22 protein-coding genes and 1 pseudogene are annotated in these 25,710 nt (G+C 57.9%); 13 read left to right on the top strand and 10 right to left on the bottom strand.

Annotated elements, in window-relative coordinates; all coding sequences use genetic code 11:
- Nucleotides 1-42 precede the first annotated feature (42 nt).
- Complete coding sequence (locus AC2FLA_RS11120) at nucleotides 43-1,011, top strand: agmatinase (protein ID WP_496722198.1); 969 nt, start codon at nucleotides 43-45, stop codon at nucleotides 1,009-1,011.
- On the opposite strand, the gene AC2FLA_RS11115 is transcribed toward AC2FLA_RS11120, so the two are convergent.
- From AC2FLA_RS11115 to AC2FLA_RS11095, 5 genes are all read right to left on the bottom strand, one after another.
- Nucleotides 1,008-1,982, bottom strand: a complete 975-nt coding sequence (locus tag AC2FLA_RS11115) for an arginase family protein (protein ID WP_496722196.1) — start codon at nucleotides 1,980-1,982, stop codon at nucleotides 1,008-1,010. The genes AC2FLA_RS11120 and AC2FLA_RS11115 overlap by 4 nt on opposite strands.
- Before the next feature lie 54 nt (nucleotides 1,983-2,036).
- Nucleotides 2,037-3,626 (bottom strand): ABC transporter permease, encoded by a 1,590-nt coding sequence (locus tag AC2FLA_RS11110; RefSeq protein ID WP_282169049.1) that lies wholly within the window; start codon nucleotides 3,624-3,626, stop codon nucleotides 2,037-2,039.
- Nucleotides 3,619-4,656, bottom strand: coding sequence for a quaternary amine ABC transporter ATP-binding protein (locus AC2FLA_RS11105; RefSeq protein WP_058275713.1), 1,038 nt, complete (start codon nucleotides 4,654-4,656; stop codon nucleotides 3,619-3,621). The genes AC2FLA_RS11110 and AC2FLA_RS11105 overlap by 8 nt, the downstream gene beginning before the upstream one ends.
- 78 nt (nucleotides 4,657-4,734) lie before the next feature.
- Nucleotides 4,735-5,685, bottom strand: coding sequence for an ABC transporter substrate-binding protein (locus tag AC2FLA_RS11100; protein WP_058279528.1), 951 nt, complete (start codon nucleotides 5,683-5,685; stop codon nucleotides 4,735-4,737).
- Nucleotides 5,686-5,941: 256 nt separating this feature from the next.
- Entirely contained in the window at nucleotides 5,942-6,814 is an 873-nt protein-coding gene (locus AC2FLA_RS11095; RefSeq protein WP_496722193.1) for a LysR family transcriptional regulator, read from the bottom strand.
- A gap of 85 nt (nucleotides 6,815-6,899) precedes the next feature.
- Between AC2FLA_RS11095 and AC2FLA_RS11090 the strand changes: the two genes are divergently transcribed.
- Genes AC2FLA_RS11090 through AC2FLA_RS11070 form a run of 5 tightly spaced genes read left to right on the top strand, consistent with a single transcriptional unit; the run spans nucleotide 6,900 to nucleotide 12,669 of the window.
- Nucleotides 6,900-8,363, top strand: a complete 1,464-nt coding sequence (locus AC2FLA_RS11090; protein ID WP_496722191.1) for an aldehyde dehydrogenase family protein — start codon at nucleotides 6,900-6,902, stop codon at nucleotides 8,361-8,363.
- Nucleotides 8,363-9,340: a membrane dipeptidase gene (locus AC2FLA_RS11085; protein ID WP_496722190.1), complete on the top strand. Its 978-nt coding sequence runs from the start codon at nucleotides 8,363-8,365 to the stop codon at nucleotides 9,338-9,340. Before AC2FLA_RS11090 ends, AC2FLA_RS11085 begins: the two co-directional genes overlap by 1 nt.
- Entirely contained in the window at nucleotides 9,337-11,022 is a 1,686-nt protein-coding gene (locus tag AC2FLA_RS11080) for a hypothetical protein (RefSeq protein ID WP_496722188.1), read from the top strand. The genes AC2FLA_RS11085 and AC2FLA_RS11080 overlap by 4 nt, the downstream gene beginning before the upstream one ends.
- Entirely contained in the window at nucleotides 11,019-11,648 is a 630-nt protein-coding gene (locus AC2FLA_RS11075; protein ID WP_496722186.1) for a DUF3726 domain-containing protein, read from the top strand. Before AC2FLA_RS11080 ends, AC2FLA_RS11075 begins: the two co-directional genes overlap by 4 nt.
- Nucleotides 11,649-11,658: 10 nt before the next feature.
- Nucleotides 11,659-12,669 (top strand): Ldh family oxidoreductase, encoded by a 1,011-nt coding sequence (locus tag AC2FLA_RS11070; protein WP_472723036.1) that lies wholly within the window; start codon nucleotides 11,659-11,661, stop codon nucleotides 12,667-12,669.
- 18 nt (nucleotides 12,670-12,687) lie between these two features.
- Here AC2FLA_RS11070 and AC2FLA_RS11065 read toward each other — a convergent pair whose 3' ends face one another.
- Nucleotides 12,688-13,716, bottom strand: coding sequence for a LacI family DNA-binding transcriptional regulator (locus AC2FLA_RS11065; protein ID WP_496722184.1), 1,029 nt, complete (start codon nucleotides 13,714-13,716; stop codon nucleotides 12,688-12,690).
- 113 nt (nucleotides 13,717-13,829) lie between these two features.
- On the opposite strand from AC2FLA_RS11065, the gene AC2FLA_RS11060 reads away from it, so the two are divergent.
- Genes AC2FLA_RS11060 through AC2FLA_RS11040 form a run of 5 tightly spaced genes read left to right on the top strand, consistent with a single transcriptional unit; the run spans nucleotide 13,830 to nucleotide 19,767 of the window.
- A complete protein-coding gene (locus tag AC2FLA_RS11060) occupies nucleotides 13,830-15,341 on the top strand; it encodes a tripartite tricarboxylate transporter permease (RefSeq protein ID WP_496722182.1) in 1,512 nt (503 codons plus the stop codon).
- Nucleotides 15,338-15,793: a tripartite tricarboxylate transporter TctB family protein gene (locus AC2FLA_RS11055; protein WP_282118880.1), complete on the top strand. Its 456-nt coding sequence runs from the start codon at nucleotides 15,338-15,340 to the stop codon at nucleotides 15,791-15,793. The genes AC2FLA_RS11060 and AC2FLA_RS11055 overlap by 4 nt, the downstream gene beginning before the upstream one ends.
- Before the next feature lie 44 nt (nucleotides 15,794-15,837).
- A complete protein-coding gene (locus AC2FLA_RS11050) occupies nucleotides 15,838-16,797 on the top strand; it encodes a Bug family tripartite tricarboxylate transporter substrate binding protein (RefSeq protein ID WP_496722180.1) in 960 nt (319 codons plus the stop codon).
- Nucleotides 16,798-16,852: 55 nt separating this feature from the next.
- Nucleotides 16,853-18,274 carry an acylating sulfoacetaldehyde dehydrogenase gene (gene sauS / locus AC2FLA_RS11045; RefSeq protein WP_496722178.1) on the top strand — a complete coding sequence of 474 codons (1,422 nt, stop codon included), beginning with the start codon at nucleotides 16,853-16,855 and terminating at the stop codon, nucleotides 18,272-18,274.
- Nucleotides 18,271-19,767: a class I adenylate-forming enzyme family protein gene (locus AC2FLA_RS11040; RefSeq protein ID WP_496722176.1), complete on the top strand. Its 1,497-nt coding sequence runs from the start codon at nucleotides 18,271-18,273 to the stop codon at nucleotides 19,765-19,767. Before sauS ends, AC2FLA_RS11040 begins: the two co-directional genes overlap by 4 nt.
- 61 nt (nucleotides 19,768-19,828) lie before the next feature.
- Here the strand turns inward: AC2FLA_RS11040 and AC2FLA_RS11035 are convergent, their stop codons facing one another.
- Nucleotides 19,829-21,841: a DEAD/DEAH box helicase gene (locus tag AC2FLA_RS11035; protein ID WP_496722174.1), complete on the bottom strand. Its 2,013-nt coding sequence runs from the start codon at nucleotides 21,839-21,841 to the stop codon at nucleotides 19,829-19,831.
- Nucleotides 21,842-22,419: 578 nt separating this feature from the next.
- A pseudogene (locus AC2FLA_RS11030) lies at nucleotides 22,420-22,536 on the bottom strand (phosphonate ABC transporter ATP-binding protein); the annotation flags it as partial.
- Between the two features lie 164 nt (nucleotides 22,537-22,700).
- Here AC2FLA_RS11030 and rpe point away from each other — a divergent pair.
- Entirely contained in the window at nucleotides 22,701-23,390 is a 690-nt protein-coding gene (rpe, locus tag AC2FLA_RS11025) for a ribulose-phosphate 3-epimerase (protein ID WP_282120770.1), read from the top strand.
- Nucleotides 23,391-23,415: 25 nt separating this feature from the next.
- Here rpe and AC2FLA_RS11020 read toward each other — a convergent pair whose 3' ends face one another.
- Nucleotides 23,416-24,768, bottom strand: a complete 1,353-nt coding sequence (locus AC2FLA_RS11020; protein WP_496722172.1) for a tetratricopeptide repeat protein — start codon at nucleotides 24,766-24,768, stop codon at nucleotides 23,416-23,418.
- A 431-nt stretch (nucleotides 24,769-25,199) separates the two neighbouring features.
- On the opposite strand from AC2FLA_RS11020, the gene AC2FLA_RS11015 reads away from it, so the two are divergent.
- Nucleotides 25,200-25,541: a RidA family protein gene (locus AC2FLA_RS11015; RefSeq protein WP_058273105.1), complete on the top strand. Its 342-nt coding sequence runs from the start codon at nucleotides 25,200-25,202 to the stop codon at nucleotides 25,539-25,541.
- 95 nt (nucleotides 25,542-25,636) lie between these two features.
- On the opposite strand, the gene AC2FLA_RS11010 is transcribed toward AC2FLA_RS11015, so the two are convergent.
- A partial coding sequence (locus AC2FLA_RS11010; RefSeq protein WP_296514147.1) for an EF-Tu C-terminal domain-related protein occupies nucleotides 25,637-25,710 on the bottom strand: 74 nt, incomplete at its 5' end.

The raw sequence follows: 25,710 nt of genomic DNA, 5'->3' as shown, positions 1-25,710 counted from the left end.
GGGCCGCTAGGGTCCAATGGGAATTGCGCGAAGGATAAGGCCATGACCGATTCATTTTTTCAGCCGGTATCGGCGATGGAGCTGGCCCGGTTTGCCGGCATCCCCTCGTTCATGCGTTTGCCCAGCCTGGACCTGGATCACGAACGGATTTTGGATGTTCAGGTCGGTCTCATCGGCATCCCGTGGGATGGCGGCACTACCAATCGCCCCGGCGCGCGGCATGGTCCGCGACAATTGCGCGACTATTCCACTATGATCCGCGCGATGAACCCGGTCACAGGCGTCGCGCCGTTCTCAATGGTCAATTGCGCCGATCTTGGCGACGTTGCGCCCAATCCGGTTGATATCGAAGATACTCTGAACCGGGTTACGGATTTCTACTCGACCCTACAGGCAAAAGGCATTGTTCCGCTCACCGCTGGCGGGGACCACCTGACCACCCTGCCCGTTTTGCGTGCGCTTGCCGCCGCAGGCCCCATTGGCCTGATCCAGTTCGATAGTCACACAGACCTGTTCGACAGCTATTTTGGGGGCCATAAGTTCACCCACGGCACTCCGTTTCGGCGCGCGGTAGAAGAAGGACTGGTCGACCCCAAACGCTTTGTTCAGGTTGGCATCCGGGGCACTGCGTACAACACCGAAGACATCGAGTGGGGCGAGGGCCAGGGTATCCGCATCATTCGTATCGAGGAACTGTTTGATCGGGGCATCGACGACGTGATGGCCGAGGTGCGCGGTATCGTTGGGCAAGCACCAACCTATTGCACCTATGACATTGATTTTGTTGACCCAACCTACGCCCCTGGCACCGGAACGCCCGAGATCGGCGGACCAAACAGTTTTCAGGCGCAGCAAGTCATCCGGCAGATGTCTGGTGTGAACCTGATTGGCGCTGATCTGGTCGAAGTATCGCCCCCATTCGATCCGAACGGAGGCACCGCGTGGCTGGGCATTTCGCTGATGTTCGAACTGCTCTGCGTTTTGGCGCAGGCTGTGGACGCACGGCGCTAGCTGGCGTTTTCGGCGATCATCGAGATCATTTCGAACATCACCGCAGCTGCCGTTAGCGCGGTGATGTTGTTCGGGCTGTCCTTGGTTGGCATCATGCAAACGACGTCCCCGCCCACAATGTTCAACCCGCGCGCGGCGCGCAGAATGGCGACAGCCTCGTCAATATCGAAACCCTTCTCGCCCGGTTCCAGATTGGACACGGCAGGCGCGACAGTGGGATCAAGGCAATCCAGATCGAACGTGATATAGACCGGGCGGTCGCCCAGAATTTCTTTGGTCTGAGCCACGACATCCGCCAACCCGCGCTGGCGAAATTCACGCATGGTGACGATGTTGTAGCCATAGTCGTAGGACGGCTGCAGCCAGTCCAAGCTTCGCGGATGGCCCCTAAGTCCGATTTGCATGGATCGCGTGGGGTCGACCTGCCCCTGATCCGCCAGATACGCGCCCCAATGGGCCGCTGATTTCTTGGCCCCCAGGAAATGATCGACCTTGGTGAAGACGTCCGTATGCGCGTCCAGATGCAGAAAGCTGACAGGCTCTCCACCCGCCAGTTTACCGCGACCCAGCGCTTGCACGATCCCGCCAGTGATGGAGTGGTCGCCGCCAATCGACACCGGGCGCGCACCGGCTTCATCGATGTCTTTGTAAAAAGCCGTAATCCGTTCGATGCAGTCTTCGTTATCGTTTGCCCGAGGAAATGGAACGTCGCCCACATCTGCAATCTTTGCGCTATTCCACGGATCAATTTCAAACACCGAATGTACCCGCCGCTGTACGGCCGAGACATGCCGCAAAGCACGCGGGCCCAAATGCTGATCCCGCTCGGTTGTGCCGTTGCCTGCCGAATGCGGCACTCCGACCAAAGCGATGTCCTGCCCTTCGGGACCTTGATTGGGGCACCGAAATAGGGTCGGTATCCCCCACCAATATAGATTGTCCATCATAGACTGTTCGTAACGGTCGGTCATCTGCGTCTCCGGTGAAAGAAAAACACCCCCGAAGTGAACCGGGGGCGTTTGCGTTCAGAGTTTCTCGTCTTCTCGGCGGAAGGCACCTTGAACGATACGGTCCATGACCATGGCCAGGAACAGGATGGCGAACCCACCCAGCAGACCCGGACCTTTGGCAGCGTATTGCAGCGCCTCAAGGATTTCCTTGCCCAGACCTCCACCGCCGATCAGCGAGATAATCACCACCATCGACAAGCACATCAGGATGGTCTGGTTCACGCCGGTCATGATCGACGGCAGGGCAAGCGGGATCTCAACATCCTTGAGCAACTGCCATTTCGACGCCCCAAAAGCCACGGCAGCCTCTTTGATGCTTTCCGGAACCCCGCGCATCCCCAGCGCAGTCAGGCGAATGACCGGCGGCATACCAAAGATGATCGTCGCCAGAATGCCCGGGGGGTTACCGGTGCCAAAGAAAGCGATGATTGGGATCAGGTAGACAAACGCCGGCAATGTCTGCATCAGGTCCAACACTGGTTCCGCCGCGCGATAGGCGCGTTTGGATTTACCAAACCAGATCCCCAGCGGAATGCCGAACACAACGCACAGCAACACGGCTGCGCCCACCAGCGCCACCGTTTCCATTGCAACATCCCAGTAGCCCAGCAACGCAATATAGGCCAACGAAGACGCGGTGAAGATTGCCACCCTCGGCCCTGCTGCGCGCCACGCGGTCACACAGATCACCAACATCACAACCGGCCACGGGGAACCGATCAATGCCACCGTCAACGCATCCAGAACAGATCGCACACCCGCCACGATACCGTCGAATACATCCCCGCCGGCTGCGGCGGCCGCATCTATCTGCGCCTCCATCCAGCTTGCCAGGTTTGAGAACAACGTTCCGTTGCCTTCGCCCAATATCATCGCGGAGACTTCCTGCTCGGGGAATGCATCCAACAATGGAAGTGAGGCGTTTACGGTGAATTTGTACACGATCAGCGGGCCAATTGCGGCCACCAAAACAGCACCCAGAACAGTGTTGCGGGTCGAGCGGCCGCTTTCGGTGCTGGCAGGATCTGTCCGCCAATTCGAGTACTGCTTTTCGTACACGCGGTCCGCATAAAACCCTTGCGCAAGCTTGAAAACCAACAACATCAACAGGCCTGTAACCATGATGCCAAACGCCTCAGACTGGGCGGACGCCGCTTTCTCAAAACTGGCATCTGCGGCCTTCTGGATATTCGCCGCCAGCTTGTTGAACCGGTCAATGTCCGCCTTTTCGGTGGCTGCAGTCGCACGTTCCAATAACTCGTTCGCGCGATTCTGCTGACGTTCGGCCCGTTCGGCCAGATCAGCGCCGGGGTTGCCCCAGGCACCGCGACCGATCTGAACCCACGCGATGATTTCCAGGATCAGGAAAGTCCAGAACATCCCCCAGATCGCGCGGGACGCAGACCAGAATGGTCCCAAAACAGCCGCCCAGATGTTGAAGGTATTGGGAATACCGCTGGTCGCGTCATGGATTTTGTGAAACGCGTTGACGTAGTAGTCGCCGTTTGGCCCGGTAAACTCGTGGATCGAGCGGTCCAGCGCCTCGCGATCGACTTCGATATCCGAGGCGGCCGTGACTTTTACTTCCGTGGTTGCATCAGTCATTTTTGCCCCCCTGAATTCCGCGCAGCAAACGCGGTTTAGTGACCACGCCTACATCAGCGCCAGCATCGGTAATGATGACCGGAAGGTCCGTATTGACGGCAAGGTCAATCAACTGGTCCAAATCCGCCCCTTCATCCGCGCGCGGCGCGCCATCGGTCGGGCCAGAGTAACTTTCGATTGGCTCCATGATCGAATGCGCCTTGACCAGTTTCAGCTTGGAAATGCCCTGCACGAACTCTCGCACGTAATCGTCTGCCGGGTTCATGACGATGTCTTCCGGCGTACCTATCTGCACAATGACACCGTCTTTCATGATGGCGATGCGATGGCCTATGCGAATGGCCTCGTCCAGATCGTGCGTGATGAACAGCGTCGTCTTTTTCAATTGCGCCACCAGTGCTTTGAACTGGTCCTGCAATTGCAGGCGGATCAGCGGATCAAGGGCTGAAAACGGCTCATCCATCAGCAGGATCTCGGGGTCCGAGGCCAGCGCGCGGGCAATCCCAACACGTTGCTGCATGCCGCCCGACAATTCTTTGGGCAGGCGGTCTTCGTAGCCCGTCAGGTCTACCAACCCTAATGCGTGATCCGAAACCGCCCAGCGTTTCGATTTCGACACTTTGCGGATTTCCAGCGGGTAGGCGACATTATCGCGAACCGAGCGGTGCGGCATCAGTGCCATGTGCTGAAACACCATCCCGATTTGCATGGCCCGAATGCGACGCAGCTCGGCCTCGGAAATCTTGGAGACATCCTGCCCCAGAATTTCGATCTTTCCGGCGGTCGGTTCGATCAGGCGATTGACGTGTCGTACCAGCGTAGATTTGCCAGAGCCTGACAGGCCCATGATGCAGAAAATCTCGCCCCGTGGCACTTCGAAGGACGCGCCCTGCACGCCAACAACACAATTGAATCTTTCCAGAACTTCAGGCTTTCCGATGCCTTCATTCCGGACGGCTTCCATGGCTTCTTCGGCTTTTGCGCCAAAGATTTTCCAGACATCCGTCAGTTTAACGACTGTTTCGGTCATTTTTGTCCCTTTGGTGCAAAACAGGCCGCCGGGGCTGTCCCGACGGCCTGCCAGAGTTTCAATTCCGGTGGGCGTCAATCAATTTGACATCCAGCCCAGAACGGCATCTTCGTTCGCACCGACCCATTCCTCGGCATAAGCCAAAGGCTCTTGGCCTTCGATCACCAATGCAAAGGTCATCGCCGAAACCGTGTCCGTATCCAGTTTCATGTTGGATAGCATGGTCGCCACTTCCGGATATTCTTCCTCAAGCGACTTTGCGAAGTGCAAATGCAGGTAGGCAAGATCCCAGGCAACACCGGCCTCGGATTTTTCCAGCCAATCCGGATCATCTGTGGGCTGCAGCACGTTCCACTTGGCCGCGTCGTACGCCGGTTCTTCCAATATCTGCATGTCATGCAGGGCAAATACATAGTGCGGCGTATAGCAGAACCCAACCCACGGCTCGCCTGCCTTGATAGCATTGTCGAGATTCGCGTAAGCCACTGTCTCGTCGATTTCTGTCAGTTCAAAAACCTGGTCATAACCGTAGGATTTCGCCCGAATTTTTTCGACATTGGTCGACGCCCATCCCGGCGCACCGATCCATAGCTCACCCTGTCCGTCACCGTTGCTGTCAAACAGCGCGGCATTGTCGGGGTTTGTCAGGTCTTCAATGGACGTAATGCCATGTGCTTCTGCCGTTGCCTTGTCGACGCACATACCCTGAAAGGCTTCAACGCCATTTGCGTTGAACGTAACCGTGCCCTTATCCTTTACGTAGGTATCATGCAGGTTTTGCTGGTTGGGCATCCAAACTTCGGGGTGTACGTGCATGGCACCAGAGTCCATCGCCTCGAACACAATCGGGTTGGTGCCATTCTGAAGCTCAACCTCAAGGCCGAGGTTCTGTTCGATCGCAACTTTCAAAATATGTGCCGTCGCATTTACCGAAGGCCAGTTCGGCACGCCGATCACGATATCAGCAGCAAGGGCGGGTCCAGCGATCACAGCGGATGCGCCTCCCAGTAACGTGGCTAGTTTTTTCATTTGTGTCTCCATGTTGGGCGTCTGCGGCGCTGTTTTTCTATGCCCGAGGGCCGTGGTGCACCTTGCAAACAAAGTCGGAAAGCCGATGCTTTCCCATTTTTGGGTCAGCCGCACGATGCGCCGACCCGGCAAGAAAAATTGAAACATGGCGACGCGTCACCCATCAAGCGTTACGTCCAAGAAGCACTCTAATTCGATATTATCATAGAAATGTTTCGGTTTTGTCGAAAATTGGCCGTGAACTCGTACTCTGCCATCAGGCAGCGCCCAGTTCCAGAATGTAGGCGACCGCCTCTTCGGTCAGATGCTTGAACCGCGCATGTTCACTGACATAGAGGCAGACCTGGCGCTGATCGGGCAAATCCGCAATTTCGCGAAACGCCGTCGCCTCGGGCATGAAACTGGCGACCGATTGCGGCAACACCGTTACCCAATCTCCGGTCTTGACCATTGTGATAAGGGAATGGGTGTTGTGAACAGTAACATCCGCCTGCGCTTCGGATGCCCGGAACTTGGGCGATTGAATCAGATCGCACAGCGCGTTTCGTATAAACGGAAGTGTCAGGACTTCGTCAATTGTTGGCGTATTTGGCTGTCGTATCAAACGGTGATCAGAGGCGCATACCAGCCCAAACCTGTCTTCGAACAACGGAAGCGACCGAACTCCGTTCAGCGCGTGTTGACCTGAGGCGATGCCAATATCCGCTTTACCCTCAACCAGTGCATCCAAAACCTGCTGAGTATCTGTGTCGCGCAATTCGACTTCTACGCCGGGAAAGCGCTCTGTGACATAGGCCAGAACTTTAGGAAAAATCAGCGCCGCAACCGATGGAACGGACGCGATGCGCAGCAACCCGTGCTCTGCTTTTGCTGCGGCCATGATATCCAAGACGGCCTGATCGAATTGGCGGACTTGTTTCAATGCCACTTCGAAAACCTGTAACCCCAACGGGGACAACTGGTTTTTGCGCTCTCCCTCAAAGAGCTTTTTGCCAAGATGATCCTCAAACTGCTTGAGGGTCATCGAGACCGCCGACTGAGTTCGGCCCAACCGGTCGGCCGCCTCGATCAGGTTGCCTGTTTGGGCAACCGTGCAAAAACACCGCAAGGTCTCGATCTTGATCGCCAAGCTTCACCTTTTTTGAAGTTTGCTCAATTTATTTGAGTTTGACTGATATCTACTCAAAAAGCCATTCTGTGCCAGACCAATTTTCATGACTCTGGGGCGCATCGTGACAAAACTGAACCTGATTGCTGGCGAATGGCTGGCGGGCGAGACCGAAATTGAAAACCGCAACCCTTCGGATCTGAGCGATCTGGTTGGCATGTTTGCTCAGGCCAGCGCCGATCAGCTTGAGGCCACATTGGATCAGGCGCGTGTTGCACAGGCAGAATGGGAAGCCTACGGTCCCGAGCGCAAGCAAGCGGTTCTGATGAACATCGGCAACGAGCTGATGTCGCGCGCCGAAGAGCTGGGCACCCTGCTGGCCCGCGAAGAAGGCAAGCCGCTGGCCGAAGGCAAGGGCGAGGTTTACCGCGCCGGCCAGTTCTTTACCTATTACGCAGCCGAATGCCTGCGGCAGATCGGTGAGAACGCCGACAGCGTCCGCCCCGGTGTTGAAATTGACGTACGCCGCGAGGCCGTGGGCGTGGTTGCCATCATCAGCCCGTGGAACTTCCCGACCGCGACCGCGTCGTGGAAGATTGCTCCGGCGCTGTGCTATGGCAACGCAGTTGTCTGGAAGCCCGCGAACATCACGCCGGCCTCTGCCGTGGCCCTGACCGAGATCATCGAACGGCAGGACATCCCCAAGGGTCTGTTCAGCCTTGTCATGGGGTCGGGCCGTTCGATCGGTCAGCGTTTGGTTGAAAGCCCCAAGGTCAACGCGATTTCCTTCACCGGCTCCGTTCCAGTTGGCAAAGGCATCGCCGCCGCTGCGATCCAGAACCTGACCAAAGTTCAGATGGAGATGGGATCGAAAAACGCGCTGGCCGTGATGGATGACGCCGATCTGGATCTGGCGGTGACGCTGGCACTGGGCGGAGCCTTTGGCGGAACAGGTCAGAAATGTACCGCGTCCTCGCGTCTGGTCGTTCATGCCGGTGTGCACGATGCATTTGTCGAAAAACTTGTCGCGGGTGCGCAGGCCATGAAAGTCGGCCACGCGCTGGCAGACGGCGTTCAGATGGGGCCAGTCGTCAGCGAACAGCAGCTGGGCGAAAACCTCGCCTATGTCGATCTGGGCAAATCTGAGGGCGCAGAACTGGCCTGTGGCGGTCAGCGGCTTGAGATGCCGCATGACGGTTTCTACATGTCCCCCGGCGTTTTCCTGAATACCAACAACGATATGCGGATCAACCGCGAAGAGATGTTCGCGCCGTTGACCAGCGTCATCAAGGTCGGCAGCTATGACGAAGCGCTGAGCGTGGTGAACGCAACCAACTTTGGACTGACTTCGGGCATCGTGACGCAAAGCCTTGCGCGCGCAACGCACTTCCGCCGCAACGCGCGCACCGGTGTTGTCACAGTCAACCTGCCGACCGCAGGCACTGACTATCACGTTCCGTTCGGCGGGCGCGGCGACAGCTCGTACGGTCCACGTGAACAGGGTAAGGCAGCTGCTGAATTCTATACCACTGTTAAAACAGCCTACATCAGCGCGGGAACACCGGTCTGATGCGCATCGACGGGCTGCAATACGCCAACTGGTCGGAGAAGATTTTTCGGCAGCTACGTGAAGGGGGCGTGGACGCAATCCACGTCACCATCTCGTATCACGAGAACTTCCGCGAAACGGTTCTGAACTTTGAAAAGTGGAACCGCTGGTTCGAGCAATACCCAGACCTGATCATGAAAGGCCGCTGGGCCAGCGATATCGACATCGCCCGCGAAACCGGGCGGACCGCTGTGTTCTTTGGCTTCCAGAACCCATCGCCCATCGAAGATGATATCGGGCTGGTGGAAATCCTGCACGATCTGGGCGCGCGTTTCATGCAGCTGACCTATAACAACCAGTCGCTGCTGGCGACCGGCTGTTACGAGGCCGAAGACACCGGCATCACCCGCATGGGCAAACAGGTCATCAAAGAGATGAACCGCGTGGGCCTTGTCGTCGACATGAGCCATTCGGCGGATCGCTCGACCATCGAAGCCACCGAGATGTCCGAACGTCCCATCGCCATCACCCACGCCAATCCGTACGAGTGGTCCCCGGCCCTGCGCAACAAGCGTGACGCGGTGATCCGGGCAGTGACGGAAAACGGTGGGATGTTGGGCTTTTCGGTCTACCCTCATCACCTGAAAGACAAGTCCGACTGCACTCTGGAGAGTTTTTGCGAGATGATCGCCCGTACGGCCGACAAATACGGCGCACAAAATCTGGGGATCGGCACCGACCTGTGTCAGGATCAGCCCGACAGCATCGTCGAATGGATGCGCGTTGGTCGCTGGACCAAAGAAATTGACTATGGCGAAGGTTCAGCCAGCAATCCCGGCTTTCCGCCAATGCCGAGCTGGTTTGAGGACAATCGCGACTTCGGCAATATCGAAACCGGGCTGCGCAACGTTGGCATGAACGCCGAAGAAGTCTCGGGCATCATGGGCGGCAACTGGTACCGCTTTTTCGATGAGAACTTTGGACCACGAACTGCATGAACCACGTCAGTACTGATATCCCGCGACGCGATCCTGCGCAGGTTATGCGCCTGTCGCGGCTGGGCTCGCTGCATCAGTGCAGACTCAGCTTCATGCGGCAACTGACCCGGCGTATGGCGCGTGAGAACTGGGCCTTTACGCGCCCTGTTTTTGAGATCGACGAAAACGGCGTCGGCCACGCGGTATATACTGCGCAGGGTCCGGAGCGCGCGTATTCGCTGGTTGCGTTTGCCCATGACCTGCCACCCGAACAACGTTCCGATCGGGTGATCGCTGAGGCGTGGGACGCCACTTTCGCTCTGTTTGACGGCATCCCGACCGACCAAGACATTCAGCGCCTGTCTCAAAACGTTCCGCTGCAAGAGGCAGGGCGCGTCAGCGAAAGCGAGCTTTCGCTGTCCCGTGCGAACCGGTCCGTCCGGCTGTGGGCGCATGTGGTCGACACGTTGGCTGCCGGACAGCAGCCCGACTTGGAGCAGATCCACAAGGTCGGCTACCTGATGCGGACAACTGCGGTCTACGGATCTGGAAAATTCGGCGCCGCGGACCGTGAAAAAACGGCAGGCCGTCCAGAACTGAACGCGCCTTTTCAGGCGGAGATGCTGTCGGTCTACCTGACACGAACCTTTGTCCGCGATCTGGTGCAACACATGGCCCGCACCAAAGGTGGCGCGCAAACAGCAGAGCTGGATCCCGAGATTGCGCAGTGGCTGGGCATCGGCAACTCGACCGGTCTGGGCATGGCTCCGTTCATCGTCAACCACCCGGTGTTGTTCAACAACTGGATCATGGCGCGCGAAGAGGCCCTGGCGCGGGTGCGATCCTTGCAAGCGGCGTCCGAGGATGCAGCCCGGCACTTTCGGGAAATCTATGACCGTAGCAAGCTGTCGATATCGTGGTGGCGATCAGAGCACCCGGTCCAGATTGAAAAGCTTGCGTCACTGAATGCCGATCTTGCGGCCATTACCAGTTATCTGGACCAGAATAACCTAACGCAGGACCACCCGTGGGACAGACTGATCCGATGGTCCGAAACCGCACTTGGCGAAGAAGGGCAGGAACTGCTCGCCTCACTTGTTCTGGAACCCTATGGCGATCTGGTGGATGGCCTGACCGGCTGTATGGCTGACGGGAATGCGCAGGCACAGGTTATCAACGGGGGCATGACCGTCGATCAGGTCCGCACCGCGATTCAGGACCGCTTTGGTTGGGCGTTGGATTTGGAATGGTCGGCAGAGGCAAACTGCGCGCGCGCCTGGTACGTGTCTGAAGAAAAACTGGAACCACGCTTGGGTGAACGGTTCGAGGAACCAATTGCCGAATACGAACAGCCCCTTGCCCCGGCCAGAGACGCCGCGCTGGCTTTCGCGGACCTTGAGAATTGGCAGGATGACAGGTCGATAGCCGAGTTCCTACTGCGCCATCCTGAACACCGTCACACGATCCGGCGTGCGCAGATCGGCCTTGTCGCGCCATATGGCGAGCTTCGCGACAACACGATCAGCGCTGGGGTCATGCCCATCGATATGCTCCGGGCCAAGTTATCCTTTTTTGGTGCTACGCATTTTGACCCACGCTCGGACCGCTGGGTGCGTATCTGCATGTACGCTGGCGCGCCCTACCCCGAAGACCTGAATGCCAAAACCGCAGATCTGTGGGTTTATCCGGAGCTTTCCCAATGAACGTCTCGCTGAATGAGGTCGAAGCCACCGCAAAGCGTGCGACCCGAGGAGCTGGATATAGCTGGGGACTTGCTGAGGAAGCCGCGAAAGCAACGCGCTGGCTGTGCGCGCACGGGCAAAACGGTACCGGTGCTTTGGCTCAGCTGCTGCAACTTGATTTGGCGAGTACACCAAAGACACACACCCCGTCCGATCTGAGCGGCGAATGGCAGAGCGAAAACCAGCTGTGCCCATTGGTGACCGGCGCATTATTGTCTGATTGTGCCCACCGCCTGAATTCATCCCCGATAGCAATAAGAAACGTAGCCGTACCCGCACTGCTGCTTCCATTTGCGGCCAATGCCGCACGCTTTCTAGCGACCTGCGTGAGCGTAGATTATGACCACGCACTAGCGGAAACCGACGGTTTTGACTTGTCCCTGGACGCCCCGATCCCGGACCGGGCACATCAGGTATCTGTGCACCTTGGCGGCCAACTTACCGCCCCCGTCCCGCATCGAACACGGGCTGAACCCGATCTGACCGATTGGGCGGTACTAAACCGGTTCGCCCACCGCACATACGCCCCCGCCACCGAGGAATCCCGCCTGCGCGGGGCCGGAGCGGGCTTATCCGACAACGATTGAAGAGGCCCCAATGATTGAAACCCGTACACTGACCCTTGAGCAGATCGAAGATCTCGCCTTCCGTGCGCTTGTTGCCGCAGGAACCGCTGAAGCCAACGCCCGGCCATTGGCCGTTGCGACGGCTGCAACCGAGGCGGATGGGGTTGCCAGCCACGGGCTGGCCTACATCCCGATATATTGCGAGCACGTGCAATGTGGGAAAGTGGACGGAACGGCCCAACCGGAACTGTCGCGCCCGCGCCCCGGCGCAGTGAATGTGGACGCAGCAACCGGCTTTGCCCATTCCGCAATTGATATGGGTTTTGAGGTCCTTATCCCAGCTGCACGTGAACAAGGAATCGCGGCACTGTCGATCCGCAACAGCTATAACTGCGGTGTCCTTGGCTACCACACATACCGGTTGGCGCAGGCCGGTTTGGTTGGGTTGGGGTTCACCAATGCTCCGGCTTCGATCGCGCCTTCGGGCGGTGCGAAACCCGTCGTCGGAACCAACCCCTTCTCGATCGCCGCGCCCGGCGCGGACGGCCAGCCCGCCCTGCTGATCGACCAAAGCGCCAGCACGATTGCTAAAAGCGAGGTCATGAAACACGCGCGCGAAGGCAAACCGATCCCGGTTGGCTGGGCTCTGGACGCAGATGGCAACCCGACCACAGACCCCAACGTCGGCCTTAAGGGGTCGATGGCACCGTCAGGCGGCTACAAAGGCGTCGGTGTTGCCCTACTGACAGAGATTATGGCCGCAGCCCTGACCGGCGCGACCCTTGGCATTAACGCCTCGCCCTTTTCCGGCACCGCCGGTGGGCCGCCCAAGACCGGGCAGTTCTTCATTGCGATAGACCCGACCGCCACCTCTGGCGATGCGTTTGCTTCGGGGATCAGCGAGTTGGTCGGCGCAATCCGCGCACAGAACGGAGCGCATCTGCCCGGCGATGGGCGCGGTGGCAAGCGCAGGCAGGCACAGACCGACGGTGTTGCCGTCAATGCGGCCACGCTGGATAAGATTGAGGCAATCATAGCCTAGCTATTCTGCCCAGGTCTGTCAGGTCGCCAACGAACGGGTCGTTTGTCTGGCGACACATTCCAAATCACAGCGGATGCTGAAGTGCTTGGGGTCATCCGACGTAATAAAGTCGGTAAATTTCTCACCGGCCAGCGCCCCTATGGTTTCTGCGGGAATGCGGATGGTTGTAAGGCCCGGCTCGACGTCAGCTGAGCCTTTGAAATCTCCGATACCAATTATCGACAGATCATCGGGAACGCTTAATCCAAGTTTTTGGGCAGCAAACAGCGCCCCCTGCGCAATGACGTCATTGCCGCACAGCAATGCCGTCGGACGTTTCGGCGTCGTCAAAAGGGCCAGGGCCGCCTGCTTGGCCTGAGAAACACTGTATGGCGCTTGGGTTTCATGCTCGTCAGGTACGGAAACCCCCTGTTCGCCCAACGCGTCATGCACGGCGGAAAGGCGGTGCTGCGCGCGGTCGTTTCCCTGAGTTTCGGGAAAGATCAACCCGATGTCACGGTGCCCCAGATCTAGCAGGTGTTCGGCCGCCAATCGTCCGGCCAGATGGTTGTCCGCCCCCACACAAGGAAGGGGTGATTCTTCTGAGTAATTCCAGATTGCCAGCGCGGGTATCTTCTGCTGCGTGATCAAGCGGTTGGTGGCTTCGGAATGTTCTAACCCGACCAGCGCCACACCGTCCACACGATGTTCAAGAAACTTGCGAACCATCGCGTATTCCCGATCCAGATCATACCCGTGCGACGCCAGCAACAGGCTGAACCCTGCCTTATCGATCGAATCCGAAAAGGCCTGAATAACCTCGGAAAAAATGGCGTGGTTGATTGTGGGCACGACAAGGCCAATTGTTCCCGACCGTTTTCCATGCATCGTTTGGGCCGCGCGGTTTCGGATATACCCCAATCGCTGCACCGCTTTGTTGATCTTTTTGCGAGTCGCTGGGTTGACCAGATCGGGGTGATTGAAGGTACGTGAAACCGTAGACGGCGACACCTTTGCAGCCTTTGCAACGGCCACAATATCTACCTTACCCTTTTGAAAATTAGCCATAATTTTACCCCATTCGGTCAAATTTATGAAAACATTTGCAATACTATTTTCATGCCCTAACCTAATTTGTCAACAAAGGTAAAAATGCGAACGGACGGGTTGGGAGGCCCTGGATGGAATTCATTTACTACTTCGGAGATGTGTTCACGCCGATGTCGTTCATGCTGCTATTGGGCGGCACGATCGGAGGGCTGATCCTGGGCGCGACACCCGGCCTGTCGCCAACAATGGCGGTGGCCCTGTTAATCCCGTTCACCTTTCAACTTGAGGCCGCGCAAGGTCTGATCCTGCTGGGGGCGGCCTATACCTCGACCGTGGCTGGCGGAGCGGTCAGTGCCATCTTGCTGAAGATCCCTGGCGCTCCGGCGAATATCGCCACCACTCTGGATGGCCACACGATGGCCAAAAAAGGTGAAGGTGCCCGCGCCTTGCAGCTGTCTTTTCTGGCATCGGCCGTGGGCGGCATCTTTGGCGTTCTGCTGCTGATCTTCCTGACACCTGTTTTGGCGCAATGGGCGCTTGCCTTTGGACCATCGCACCTGTTTTGGCTGGCCATTCTTGGAGTGACGGTCATTGGCACGCTGGACTCGGCCTCAGTGGTCAAAGGTTTGCTGTCGGGCTGTATCGGGTTGTGGCTGGCCACGATCGGGTTCGACGACATCATGGGTGCGCAGCGCTTTATCTTTCACCCCGCGTTGGGGGGCGGCATCAACATCATCGCCGCGTTGATTGGCCTGTTTGCGATCCCGCAGGTGCTGACCATGTTCGCCAAGGGCCGCCACAACACAGGTGCCGAAGTGATCGAAGTGCAGCGCCATTCAATCATGGCGGCGTTCAAAGAATTGTTCAGCCGCACCCGCGCGCTGAGCATCGGCACGCTAACGGGCTCGATCATCGGCCTGATCCCAGGTGTCGGTGGGCAGATCGCGGGCCTTGTCGCCTATGACCAGACCAAAAAGTTCTCGTCGGAAAAAGAAAAGTTCGGCACCGGCCATCCCGAGGGTGTGATCGCGGCGGAATCTGCAAACAACGCGATGGTCGGTCCCTCGCTCGTCCCGCTGCTGACGCTGTCCATCCCCGGCAGCCCGACCGCCGCCGTGCTGTTGGGCGGGTTGCTGATCCACGGGATTTTCCCGGGCTCGGACCTGTTTGACAATCACCCCGATGTCGCTTGGACCTTCATCAACTCGATGCTGATTGGGCAGGTTCTGATGTGCATCTTCGGCCTCTATGTCGCCGGTCTTGCGGCCCGTGTTGCACAGGTTCCGCAATCGGTCATGGCCGCCATCGTTCTGGCCTTGTCGGTCTTCGGTGCATACTCGGTTCAGGGCTCCATGGGTGATGTCTATGTCATGGCATGCCTCGGAATCGGGATGTTCTTTTTGGAACGCTTCGGTTTCTCGGCTGCACCGCTGGTACTGGGCCTGATCCTCGGGCCAATCGCCGAGGCCAACTTCATCCAGGGTGGAATGATCGCTGACGCCACCGTTGGTAAAGCCTCATACTTCATGACCGGTGGATTGAACCTGTTCCTGATCGCCGTGGTACTGGCCTCGATCGCCTATTCGGTCTGGATGGAACTGCGCAGCCGCCGCTACACCACCAAAGAGGAGGCACAGGCATGAACCGCTCACAGCACGTATTCGGGTCAGGTCTGGTCTTTGCAGTTGGCCTGTGGGTCGCATGGGTCAGTTACACGCAGCAACCCGCCGAGGCATTCCTGTTCCCACGCCTTATAGCAACGGTCTTTGTGGTTCTGGCCGGATGGACATTTGGCAAAGCGGTCATGGGTCTGTCCAAGGTCGGAAACGGCGTGACGCGGACGATGTTCGTGAACATGCTGCCGGGTCTGATCATCACGCTGATCTACGTATTTTGGGCGGCGAAGACGCTGGGGTTCTACACCGCGACAACCATCGCTTTTTTTACCCTTCTGTCGATCTATGACCCCGCGCCTCACAACGAGGCCAAAACCTGGATCAAACGTGGGATCATCACAGCGGTCTTTGTTGCAGTGATGTACGGGCTCTTTGCCATGCTTTTGAACGTCTACACACCAAGAGAAATTCTGTTCTGAACACGCAAATGCGCGGATGAACCAACTTAGGGAGGAAACGCAAAATGAAACGATTGATTGCAGGGGCAGCAATGGCTCTGACGGGCCTGACAGGCGCGGCAATGGCCGAGGAATATCCCGAACGGCCGATCATGATGATGGTCAGTTACGGGGCCGGAGGCGCGACCGATTTTCAGGCCCGGATCGTCACCATGACATCTGGAAACGAGGATGCGCTGGGAATGCCCATCGCCATCATCAACAAGCCTGGTGCCGGTGGGCGCGTTGGCTGGAACTGGTTCGCAACTCAGGCCGATCCGGACGGCTATACGCTGGGTGCCTACAACGTTCCTCATTTCATCGCCCAGTCGATCAAGGGTGGCGTCGAATATTCGACCGACAGCTTTGAACCCATCGCCAACTGGGGTGCAGACCCGGCCGTGTTCGTGGTTGGTGCCGACAGCGAATTCAACTCGATGGATGATGTTGTCGCCTATGCCAAGGAAAACCCAGGCAAGCTGACCGTATCCGGCGCGGGCCTTTTTGTGGGCCACCACATCGCGGCGTTGCAGATCGATAAGGCAGCCGGGACCAAGATGGCCTACATCCCGACCAAAGGTGGCGGAGCAGCAGCCATGAAGGCCGTCATCGCTGGTGAAGTTATGGGCGGCATCAACAACCTGTCCGATGCGTTCCGCGCACAAGAGGCGGGCAATGTGAAGATTCTCGGCGTTGCTGATCTTGAGCGCAACGCGTTCCTGCCGGATGTTCCGACGATGGTGGAACAGGGGCTGGACGTGGACAACTCCTCGGTCAATTTCCGGGGTGTGATGGTGCCCAAGGGAACACCTCCTGAGGTGATCGAGAGACTGGCAGCAACCGTACCCGAGATGTTCGCCAATTCCCGCGTTACCAAAAAGATGGAAGCAGGTGGCTCGCCCATGCACATCATGACACGTGACGAAGTGATCGAGATGTGGGCGCAGCGCCAGCAGACGCTGAACGAATTGCTGGCGGGTCTTTAACCGACCCCAATCGGGGCGGGCAGAACCCGCCCCGGACAACCAATCGAGGACCAAAATGAACGCTCCAAACGACATAGCCCCCGAAATCGCCGAAGTGGACCGGATCGTGGCACAGGCGCGCAAGGCTCAGACTGCCTATGAGGCAACTGGCAGTCAGGCGCTCTATGACAAGGCGGCGCTGGCGGCAGGTTGGGCGATCATGGAACCCACTCGCAACCAGGCACTGGCTGAACTGGCGGTAGAAACCACCGGGCTGGGCAATGTCCCCGACAAGATCACCAAGAACCACCGCAAGACACTGGGTCTTTTGCGCGACATTGCCGAGGCAAAGACATGTGGCGTCATCAGTGACGATCCTGAAACAGGTATCACAGAAATCGCCCGTGCGATCGGCGTCGTAGGCGCGGTAGTTCCCTCAACCAATCCGGCCGCAACACCGGCCAACAACATCATTAATGCTCTCAAAGGTGGCAATGCTATCGTCGTCGCCCCCTCGCCCAAGGGCGTGGCATCCTGTGAGATGCTGCTAAGCTTCATTCACGCCGAGTTTGACAAGCTGGGGCTGGATCGGGATCTGGTTCAGATGATCCCCGCACCGGGGTCGAAGGCCAAAACCCAACGGCTGATGGAAACCTCGGATCGGGTGATCTGCACCGGCAGTCAGAACAACGTCCACCGGGCCCAGTCCTGCGGCACACCCGCCGTCGCGGTCGGCGCAGGCAATGTCATCGTGATTGTCGATGAAACCGCCGATCTGTCGGCGGCGGCAGCCAAGATCACGGCGTCGAAGTGTTTTGACAACGCAACCTCCTGCTCGTCCGAGAACGCAGTTGTGGTGGTGGATGCAGTCTATGACGACTTTGTCTCAGCAATGGCCGCCGAAGGTGGCGCGCTGGTCCCCGCTTCCGATGCCGCAGGTATCATTGCACGTCTCTGGCCGGACGGGCACCTCAACCGATCCGCGATTGCTCAGGACGCCGACAAGATGCTTGAGGCGTTGGGGATGGCAGACAAAGCGCCCGAAGGCACGAAGTTTCTGGCAGTAGAGACCGATGGGATCGGTCCCGATCATCCTCTGTCTGGAGAGAAGTTGAGCCGCGTTCTGGCGCTGTACCGGGCGTCGGACTATGCGGCTGCCAAGGCCACTGCAGCGCGTGTCCTAGCCCATCAGGGGGCCGGACATTCGGTTGGCATTCACACCAGCGACGACGCACGCGCTATTGAGTTGGGCCGAGAGCTCCCCACCTGCCGGGTTATCGTGAACCAGGCGCATACCTTTGCAACAGGCGGCAGCTTTAACAACGGAATGCCCTTTTCCCTGTCCATGGGATGCGGCAGCTGGGGCGGAAACTCTATCGATACGAACCTGCATTGGCGGCACTTCGTCCAGACTACCAAAATTGTGCGTGAAATAGCCCCACGCGAACCCGCGCTCGAAGATATATTCGGCGCGTATTGGAGGGAGGCTGGCCAATGATGGAACCGCCCAAAGGAACTGTCCGCGATTGGCTGGACCTGAGAGCCGATCAGGGCGGAACCGGGTTTGTTTTTCCCGATGGCGCACAGGATCTGAGCTGGGCTGAATTGCGCGGCTCGGCCAGAAACGTCGCAGGTATGTTGACCAGCCTTGGGGCGCAAAAAGGCGAAAGCGTCGCCCTTATCTATCCCAATTGCCGCGAGGCGCTTATCGCCTTGTTTGGCGTACTCTATGGCGGTTTCCGGGCAACCATGATCAATCTGGTCGCTGGCGACAGTGCCGTGGCCTACGCCCTGGAACACAGCGGCGCACGCTTTGCCTTCGTGCACCCGGATCAAGCCGAGTTGTTCGGCCGAACAGCCAACCCTGCCGTGACCAAGCCTCTGCAGAACGCCGATGCTGGTGCCGCGAATACCCAGCTTTATGACCTGACCCCCGAAGACCATGCCCTTCTCATGTACACCTCAGGCACAACCGGCAGACCAAAGGGCGTCGTTCATACCCATTCCAGCCTTTTGGCAGGCGGCTGGACCACCGCTGTCGCACATGAACTGACCGACACGGATCGCGGTTTCTGCGTCCTGCCGATCTATCACATCAACGGTCTTTGCGTGACTGTGATGGGAACGCTCGTTTCGGGCGGGTCCCTGGCTATGTGCGAACGGTTTTCGGCCAGCCGGTTCTGGGAAAATCTTGGAAAAACTGAAGCAACTTGGTTTTCGGTTGTCCCGACCATCATCTCTCATCTGCTGCAATCTGACACCAATCCGGACGGCCAAACCCGTCTGCGGTTGCGGTTCGGGCGCTCTGCCTCATCCGCGCTGGCACCGGACGTACAACGTGCTTTCGAAGAACGGTTCGATGTTCCCATCGTCGAAACCATGGGCCTTACCGAAACCGCCGCGCAGATCCTGTCGAACCCACTTCCGCCGGGTGTGCGCAAGATCGGCTCACCAGGCGTCGCATATGGAAACGACGCCGCGATCCGGGATGCGAACCAACAGCCCGTCCCGCACGGAACCGAGGGTGAGCTGGTCATACGTGGCCCAAACGTGATGCTTGAATACCTTAAGGATCCGGATGCGACCGCAGGCACGTTTACTGCCGATGGATGGCTTCGCACCGGCGATCTGGCGCGTATGGATGAGGATGGGTACGTCTATGTCACCGGCCGCCTGAAAGAGCTGATCATCAAGGGCGGCGAGAACATCGCCCCGCGTGAAATCGACGAGGCGCTTTATTCCCACCCCGACGTTGTCGAAGCCGCAGCCTTTGCACGTCCCTGCCGCAGCTACGGCGAAACCGTCGAGGCCGCTGTCAAAATCCGGGACGGGTCCGAACTGACGCCCCTGACCCTTTTAGAGATTTGTGAGACCAAGCTGGGTCGGTTCAAATCCCCTGACGAGGTTCACATCCTGCATGATCTGCCAAAGGGGCCATCGGGTAAGATTCAGCGCAACCGGATACTCGAAATCGTTGACGATCAGGGCTGAGCACTAGCGGGACTATGACCGCTGGCGCGCAGCCGGGGCCGACCCCGTGCATTGAACGGCGCTAAGTCTTGCGCCGTTTCGGCAAGGCGTCTCCACCTTTTCCCGGTTTCGCGGTCGCAGCGCGAGCGCGATTTTTCTTGCTGCTGGGTTTTCCCTTGGGCGGCGGCAGGCCTTTGGTAGATTTACCGCCGGGCTTTACGCTCGCGTCTTTACTTTTTCCGGCAGGTGCTTTGTGGGACTTCTTCTTTGCGCTCGTTGCCGTGAATTTAACATCCGGCTCGCTGAGTGACGAGTCGCGGTTCGGTGTCGAGCCATGTTCTTTTGATCGGGTCTGTTTGAAACCGCGTTCCGCTGCTTTACTGGGCTGGCGATCTTCGGGCTTGGGTTTGCGGTTACGGGGCGTCGGGGCATCGTTCCAAACAACGGGGGTGGTGTCCCCTTTGCGCGGGCGCGGTTTACCCTTGGGTGGGCGGTTGGACCTTGGACGCTCAAACGCTGGCACGTCAGGCGCGCCATCCAAGCGCACAACGTCTTTCGAACCTTCGATTTTCATACCCGGTCCAACAGCCGCCAGAAAGCCCGCAACACTGGCTTCGCGGATCTCGACGTAAGACACATCATCGGCAATCCGGATCGCACCGATATCATCTTTGGTCAGATCACCGGCCTTGCAAATCATCGGCAGCAAATGGCGTGGCGAGGCATTTTGGTTGCGACCTTCAGACAAAGAAAACCAAACGCTCGGACCAAAGGCGGCCCGGGGTTTCGGGCGGTCCGCCGTAACCGGGGCCAACTCTTCCGGTGCTGAATGGCGCAATTTATACTGACGTAGATACGCTGCTGCTATTTGCTCAGGGGTAAATTTTTCAACCAGGTGCTGAACCGCGTCCTGTTCGCTTTCGGTAACCTCAACCTGCCAGTCATCCGAGGCGAGCATCCGCGCCTGATCCCGTTCGTTCACCTCATCCGAAGACGGGGCGACGCCCCAATCCGCCGTGAGCTTTGCGAACTTCAGAATACGCTCTGCCTTTTTCCGCGATGACGGTTCGACCACCAGGGCACTGACGCCCTTTCGCCCGGCCCGGCCCGTGCGCCCCGAGCGATGCAATAGCGTCTCGTGACTGTTGGGCAATTCAGCATGGATCACCAGATCGAGGTTCGGCAAATCAATCCCGCGCGCCGCGACATCTGTCGCCACACACACCCTTGCACGCCCGTCGCGCATCGACTGCAACGCGTTAGAGCGTTCACTCTGCGTCAGCTCACCAGACAGTGCCACGACAGAAAAGCCGCGGTTGGAAAGCCGCGTGGTCAGTCGTGACACCATCGCGCGGGTGTTACAGAAAACGATAGCATTGGGGGCTTCGTAATACCGCAATGCATTGATGATCGCGTTATCCCCGTCCCGCGGCGCCACCATCATCGCACGATATTCGATATCGGCATGTTGGGTTTTCTCGCTGACCGTGCTCACCCGTTCGGCATCGCGCTGATAGCGCGTTGCCAGGCTAGCAATGGCGCGCGGGACGGTGGCTGAGAACAGCAACGTTTGCCGCTCTGCCGGAGTTTCATCCAGGATGAACTCAAGATCCTCGCGAAATCCAAGGTCCAGCATTTCATCGGCTTCGTCCAGAACCACAGCCCGGATCGCGGTCAGATCAATGGAACCACGCATGATATGATCGCGCAGTCGACCCGGCGTTGCGACGACAATATGCGCCCCACGCGCCAAAGCCCGGCGTTCATCACGCATATCCATGCCACCGACACACGAGGCCAGAAACGCGCCGGCATCAGAGTATAGCCAGCTCAGTTCACGCTTGACCTGCATGGCCAGTTCCCGCGTAGGCGCAACCACCAAAGCCAACGGCGCACCGGACGCCCCGAACGTCTCATCTTCGCCCAGCAACTGTGGTGCAATCGCCAACCCGAACCCGATAGTTTTTCCCGATCCGGTTTGCGCCGACACCAACATATCGCGCCCTTCCAGCTCGGGCTGTGTCACGGCCTGCTGGACTTGTGTCAAAGTATCGTAACCCTTGCGGGCAAGCGCATCTGCGATGGTCTGTTTCACGGTGGTGTTCTTTGTATCAGCCGGGGGATACGTGCCTTGCGGTATTGCAATCAGCGCATCTTCCAAGGTTAAAGACCGCCTCTTAACGGGAGTCGCTGGCAATGTATAGCCGTGTCTTTCTTTACACCTCTAAGCAACGATGATTCGAAGATGGAGTACTGAGTGTCTTCCCGGTATGAAGGACTTTCCCAACTCATTTCCGACGTTCAACTCACGACATAGTCGGAGCAAGGGCATTGTGCCTGTCCTTGTCCTGCAGCCATTGAGCCAAGTCACCTCAAGCATAGCAGGAGCTGATGTCGCTGAGTATGCGCGATTGTGGACAAAATGGACCTGATCACAGCCTGACGTCTTCAATGCGAGGCCCAACGTGTCGGTCACGTCTTCAGCCCGCATGTTGGTGCGGAACTTCCAAGAGATTATATAGCGGCGGTAGTCGTCCAAGATCGTGCTGGGATAGATAAATTCGGTCTGCCATGCTGGTCGATGGCGGTAGTCTTGTGTGTAACCTAGACAGACCTGCGGCGAAAAAGGGCTAACCGGCTCAAAATCCAAACGTTAAACTTTACGTGCAGGTTGCCCGCGCCGGACCGCCCGATGATGCCAATCATGCAAGGCTTGTCTACGTCCAGCGTCGCGGCATCAACGGCCACGTTGTCGCCAAAGCGCTTGGTCAGTTTTTCTATCCGCAGCACGTGACACCCCCAATTCGTGTTGGCGGTCAGCTACAGGCGGGATTCAACGGCTTTGTGTCGGCACAGTGAAAGTTTTGTAAACACCCCTGCGCACCGAGGGCCTACCCATTGGCGCACATCGCCGCTATACGCTGTGCCAACACGCTATCTATATGAGGCCTTTCATGAGCTTTGACCGCAGCATCAAGATCGCCCCGTCGATCCTGTCCGCAGATTTTGCCAATTTCGGTGCCGAGATTCAGGCCATAGAAGCCCAGGGGGCGGATTGGGTCCATATCGACGTCATGGACGGCCATTTTGTGCCCAACCTGACCTTTGGCCCGCCCGCCGTCAAAGCGTTCCGCCCCCATGTCAAAACGGTCATGGACGTGCATCTGATGATCACGCCGGTTGATCCCTACATTCAGGCCTACGCGGATGCAGGCGCCGATATCCTGACTGCACATATCGAGGCCGGGGCCCATACCCACCGTACTTTGCAGGCGATTCGCGCCGCTGGCATGAAGGCGGGCGTTGCGTTGAACCCCGGCACCCCGGCCGACGCGGTTGAACACTTGCTGGACCTGACCGATCTGGTTTGCGTCATGACAGTGAACCCCGGTTTTGGCGGCCAGAAATTCATCGACATGACCAACAAGATTCGCAAACTGCGGTCGATGATCGGAGACCGTCCGATCCATATCGAGATTGACGGTGGCGTCGACCCCAAGACGGCCCCGCTGGTGGCCGCAGCTGGTGCGGATGTGCTGGTCGCAGGTTCAGCCGTATTCAAGGGCGGTTCGGTCGATAACCCGGACGTCTACGGCGCAAACATCAAAGCGGTGCGTAGCGCGGCGGAATCGGCGACGTCGTAAACATCACTGCATTCGAAGTGACGCGCTAGTTCGAACGTTGCGCGTCACTTGTCGCATCCGGTTGGCGGTTTTTGTACCGAGCACGCATCTTGATCGCTTGCATGAACCGCCCCTCGGCCACCAAAGCAGCCAGAAAGTCGCCAAGGTACTCCTGGTGCAGGCCTGCGGCGGTGGCAGAATCGAACATGCTTTCCGCTGCATCGAACCTGCCTTCGGCCAGCATCACCAGCGCATTCGTATACTGCTCAAACTCTCCATCGGGATAGAGTTCAAGCGCCTGATCAATGGCATTACGTGCTTCATCCGAATGCCCCAGCCCTAACGCAATATCCGCGTGCAGACGGTGGTCAAAGCGGTCGGCACCCTCAAGCGCGACACTGCGTCGAATGTGGAAAAGAGCGGCTTCATACTCGAGGTCGTCCGCCAACAGGCTGGCCCGCCAATAAAACAGATAGCTGCCCGGCCCCACACGGCTTTCCGCCAGCTCCAACACCTCATGCGCCTGTGATCTTTGGCCTAAGTCTGACAGCGCCCGCGCCTTTCGCACATAGCCGTCCGTGTCATCAGGTTCGGCGTCAATCACCGCTTCTGCATCTTTCAATGCTTGTTTGGGCCGATCCAGCATCAGCAGGATAAGGGACCGGCGCGATAGTGCGGTCACGAAATCCGGCTTCAGTTCCAATGCCCGGCTTACATGGTCAAACGCGGCTTCCCAATCGTTCTGCTCGGACAACAGAAAGGCGACTCCGTATTCCGCATATGGATCATATGGATCCAGTTCGCTGGCGGTACTGAACAGGCTCAGCGCTTCGTCCTGCCGGTGATGGTCCACCAATTTCCAGGCCAGTTCCCGCATCGCCCAAGTGTATTCTGGGTTCAGGGCCAGAGCGGTTTGAATCATCTCTTCGAAATCGGCAAAATCCATCTCTCCGGCCCGGCGCGCGCTGGCGGCCAGACCAGCCATGTTGCTTGCATTGGGCTTGCGCGATACGGCTTGCCTAAACAACGCGGTCGCAGCCGCATAATCATCGCGATTGTAATGTACCCACGCCCGCCCCTGCAGCCCAAGCTCGGCATCGGGATTCAAGGCCAGAATTTCGGCAAATGCGTCATCGGCCTGATCCATATCATCGAGATCATAGTAGGCCCATGCCAGCTTATCCAACATCTCAATACGCTGCCGATCAGACGCGCCGACATCACCCAGCCCGTGCTGGCAGATTTCGATGATACGCTCTGGGGTGTCGCTCTGATCCAAACAGGCGGAAACATAGGTTTCCTGAGAGTTCGTAAGGAGAGGCTTGGCTTGTCCTACGCCAGCCACCGCAATCGCTGCCGTTAGGGAAATTCCCGATAATTTAGTTAACAATTTGATCATGCTGCCGAAAACCTGAATGTCTGCCGCAAGAATACTGACAATTGTGAAAAGAAAAAGACCGCCCCAATTGAAGCGGCCAAATAATTCGCCTGTGTGCCGGAAGAAACCCCGCCGCAAATCTTTCAGAGATTTTACGGATGGGCTGTGGGGTTGGCGGTGGCTGTTTTGTTGTAGGTATCAACAGCTCCTACAATCCACGCCGAGGCCACTCAGCGCCGGGATGGAAAAGCCCGTTCGCGTTTGAACGGAAGGTGGCAAAAACTAGCAATCGAGCCGGTACGACTGCGTGATAGATCCACGCGCTTTCAGATCACGTTTGTTTCCTGTGTATTAAATTTCTCTGAAACGCACTCAAACGGTTTCCGTTTGCCATACTGGTGGATTGTGACCATGAACGAACGTATCCTACACCAAAAAACGAGAATACCCCCATGATTGAACGCATCGACACCGGCGAACGGTCCTCCAAAATTGTGAAACATAACGGCGTGGCTTACCTGACCGGGCAAGTCGCCGAGGGCGAGACAATTCAGGAACAGGTCCGGATTTGCCTCGAAAAAATTGACGCCCTTCTCAAACAGGCTGGCTCATCACGCGAAAAGATGTTGCGCGTGACGATCTGGCTAGCGGACATGAAGGATTTTGCCGGATTGAACGAGGTCTGGAATGCCTGGGTTCCAAAGGGCCATGCCCCCGCGCGGGCTTGCGGCGAAGCCAAATTGGCACGCGCCGAGCTGAAGGTGGAATTCATCGTCGACGCGGCCTACGATTAATTCCTTTCTGCGCAACGCGTGCTGACCACAGCAGGAATGCAAACAAAAAAGGGCGTCCCGAGGGACGCCCTTTTCGTTTGATATCTCGAGAGCGATTACTCGACGATTTTCGACACGACGCCGGCGCCGACGGTGCGGCCGCCTTCGCGGATGGCGAAACGCAGGCCGT

It is taken from the genome of Ruegeria sp. CDSA033, assembly GCF_059612305.1.
This window is presented reverse-complemented; position numbering and strand designations above follow the sequence as displayed.

Excerpts from the sequence above, each read along its gene's own strand:
- AC2FLA_RS11120 (WP_496722198.1), top strand. The coding sequence starts at position 43 with ATGACCGATTCATTTTTTCAGCCGGTATCGGCGATGGAGCTGGCCCGG.
- AC2FLA_RS11115 (WP_496722196.1), bottom strand. The coding sequence starts at position 1,982 with ATGACCGACCGTTACGAACAGTCTATGATGGACAATCTATATTGGTGG.
- AC2FLA_RS11110 (WP_282169049.1), bottom strand. The coding sequence starts at position 3,626 with ATGACTGATGCAACCACGGAAGTAAAAGTCACGGCCGCCTCGGATATC.
- AC2FLA_RS11105 (WP_058275713.1), bottom strand. The coding sequence starts at position 4,656 with ATGACCGAAACAGTCGTTAAACTGACGGATGTCTGGAAAATCTTTGGC.
- AC2FLA_RS11100 (WP_058279528.1), bottom strand. The coding sequence starts at position 5,685 with ATGAAAAAACTAGCCACGTTACTGGGAGGCGCATCCGCTGTGATCGCT.
- AC2FLA_RS11090 (WP_496722191.1), top strand. The coding sequence starts at position 6,900 with ATGACTCTGGGGCGCATCGTGACAAAACTGAACCTGATTGCTGGCGAA.
- AC2FLA_RS11085 (WP_496722190.1), top strand. The coding sequence starts at position 8,363 with ATGCGCATCGACGGGCTGCAATACGCCAACTGGTCGGAGAAGATTTTT.
- AC2FLA_RS11080 (WP_496722188.1), top strand. The coding sequence starts at position 9,337 with ATGAACCACGTCAGTACTGATATCCCGCGACGCGATCCTGCGCAGGTT.
- AC2FLA_RS11075 (WP_496722186.1), top strand. The coding sequence starts at position 11,019 with ATGAACGTCTCGCTGAATGAGGTCGAAGCCACCGCAAAGCGTGCGACC.
- AC2FLA_RS11070 (WP_472723036.1), top strand. The coding sequence starts at position 11,659 with ATGATTGAAACCCGTACACTGACCCTTGAGCAGATCGAAGATCTCGCC.
- AC2FLA_RS11065 (WP_496722184.1), bottom strand. The coding sequence starts at position 13,716 with ATGGCTAATTTTCAAAAGGGTAAGGTAGATATTGTGGCCGTTGCAAAG.
- AC2FLA_RS11060 (WP_496722182.1), top strand. The coding sequence starts at position 13,830 with ATGGAATTCATTTACTACTTCGGAGATGTGTTCACGCCGATGTCGTTC.
- AC2FLA_RS11055 (WP_282118880.1), top strand. The coding sequence starts at position 15,338 with ATGAACCGCTCACAGCACGTATTCGGGTCAGGTCTGGTCTTTGCAGTT.
- AC2FLA_RS11050 (WP_496722180.1), top strand. The coding sequence starts at position 15,838 with ATGAAACGATTGATTGCAGGGGCAGCAATGGCTCTGACGGGCCTGACA.
- sauS (WP_496722178.1), top strand. The coding sequence starts at position 16,853 with ATGAACGCTCCAAACGACATAGCCCCCGAAATCGCCGAAGTGGACCGG.
- AC2FLA_RS11040 (WP_496722176.1), top strand. The coding sequence starts at position 18,271 with ATGATGGAACCGCCCAAAGGAACTGTCCGCGATTGGCTGGACCTGAGA.
- rpe (WP_282120770.1), top strand. The coding sequence starts at position 22,701 with ATGAGCTTTGACCGCAGCATCAAGATCGCCCCGTCGATCCTGTCCGCA.
- AC2FLA_RS11020 (WP_496722172.1), bottom strand. The coding sequence starts at position 24,768 with ATGATCAAATTGTTAACTAAATTATCGGGAATTTCCCTAACGGCAGCG.
- AC2FLA_RS11015 (WP_058273105.1), top strand. The coding sequence starts at position 25,200 with ATGATTGAACGCATCGACACCGGCGAACGGTCCTCCAAAATTGTGAAA.